Below are 1,811 nucleotides of genomic sequence, written 5' to 3'. Positions count from 1 at the left end.
CTGCCGGGCGAGCTTCCTGCGCCGATCCTGCTGCCGGGCAGCGTGGCCCAATGGCAGGAAAAAATCCTCGCCCACAATCACGAAATCGAACTGGCGGAACTGGAAGCGGCACACAGCCGCCTGACTGCGGAACGCACGGTCCTCGAGCGCACCCCGGATCCCACCGTCGGAGTGCGTTATGCGCAGGAGCGCGACCGCCAGGAACACATGGTCGGGGTGATCGTATCGGTGCCCTTCTCCGGCGCTGCGCGCAGCGCGAACGCAGACGCCGCAGTGGCCCGGGCGGAAGCCGCGGCGCAGAAAGCGCGCGAGGTAAAGCTGCGGGTGGAAAGCGATGCGGCGCAAGTGGCAATGCAGGCGCAATCCGCCAACGCCTTGTCGGATCGATTCGCCGGGATCGCCAGCCAGGGGCAAGCCAATGCCGCCCTGGTCGGCAAGGCTTATAGCTTGGGCGAGGCGCCGCTGAACGACACGCTGCTGGCGCGTCGCCAGTCGCTGGAAGCAATCAGCGCCGCCGAGCAGGCGCGCATCGATGCGCTGGAAGCGAACGCGCGGTTGCTGCTGGACATGCACCGGCTATGGAGTCTGCGCGAGCATCATGGTGATGGCGACTGATCCGCCATCACCGAAATTCACCCTTCCCATGTCGCATTCCAGCGACGGATGCTCACTAATAGTTTTGCGCGGCCACGTCCGGTATTCGATCTGGATGAATGTCTTGTGGCTGTTTTAGGCTCGCAATCATTCCATCATCAGATGTATCGGCTGCTTATCGAATAGTCCGGGCTGTGCCGCCGATTGCGCTCGCCCGGCCGCTCTTTTCCGCCCCTTTCCTGCCGCGTCATCAAGCGCTACTGTTTGTCGCAAGGCAGCGGCTTGCCGCTTCCTGTGCGGCTGGTGGCGCTGATGACGTGGACGCCGGCCTGATCCGGTTTCGGTTTACGCCAGCGGGTGGCGGATGGATCTGACTCTTCGCCGATCTTCTGCTTGCTGGTCTTTTTATTCGTGAGTGGGGAGTGAAGCCATTTCGCGGTAATCGCGCGCGCTTGGACCACTGCTTACACCACTCCCGCACCATGCGCCTGCTGGTCCGCATGGTACGACCTGCGCACCATCGCTCCCACCGCAGCGTGCACGAAGCCCATCTTGTAGGCTTCTTCCTCGAACATCTTGAAAACGTCCGGGTGCACATAACGGCGCACCGGCAGGTGGTCGCCGCTGGGCATCAGGTACTGGCCTATGGTCAGCATGTCGACATTGTGTTCGCGCAGGTCGCGCATGACCTGCAGGATTTCTTCGTCGGTTTCGCCCAATCCCACCATGATGCCGGATTTGGTTGGCGTGTCCGGATGCAGTTCCTTGAAGCGTTTCAACAGGTTCAGCGAGTACGCATAGTCGGAGCCGGGGCGGGCTTCCTTGTACAGGCGCGGCACGGTTTCCAGGTTGTGGTTCATCACATCCGGCGGCGCGGCTTTCAGGATTTCCAGCGCACGGTCCATGCGGCCGCGGAAGTCGGGCGTCAGGATTTCAATGCGGGTGGCTGGTGACAATTCGCGCACGCGGCGTATGCATTCGGTGAAGTGGGCGGCACCGCCGTCGCGCAGGTCGTCGCGGTCGACCGAGGTGATCACGACATAGTCCAGCTTCAGTGCGGCGATGGTTTTCGCCAGGTTGGCTGGCTCGTCCACGTCCAGCGGATCGGGCCGGCCATGGCCGACGTCGCAGAACGGGCAGCGGCGGGTGCACTTGTCACCCATGATCATGAAGGTCGCCGTGCCCTTGCCGAAGCATTCGCCAATGTTGGGGCACGA

The 1,811-nt window shown here is 62.8% G+C and carries 2 protein-coding genes; one reads left to right on the top strand and one right to left on the bottom strand.

Annotated features, from left to right (window positions below):
* Positions 1–615: TolC family protein (locus tag Q7T06_RS08940; RefSeq protein ID WP_304783691.1), on the top strand; the 615-nt coding region annotated here is incomplete at its 5' end.
* 443 nt (positions 616–1,058) lie between these two features.
* On the opposite strand, the gene lipA is transcribed toward Q7T06_RS08940, so the two are convergent.
* Positions 1,059–1,811, bottom strand: a 753-nt coding sequence (gene lipA / locus Q7T06_RS08935; RefSeq protein WP_304783687.1) for a lipoyl synthase, incomplete at its 5' end; no start/stop codon positions are given.

The sequence above is a fragment of the Herminiimonas sp. genome, assembly GCF_030645555.1.
Taxonomy (GTDB): domain Bacteria; phylum Pseudomonadota; class Gammaproteobacteria; order Burkholderiales; family Burkholderiaceae_D; genus Oxalicibacterium.
The sequence above is the reverse complement of the archived record's forward strand: the minus strand, read 5'-3'. Positions and strand labels throughout refer to the sequence as shown.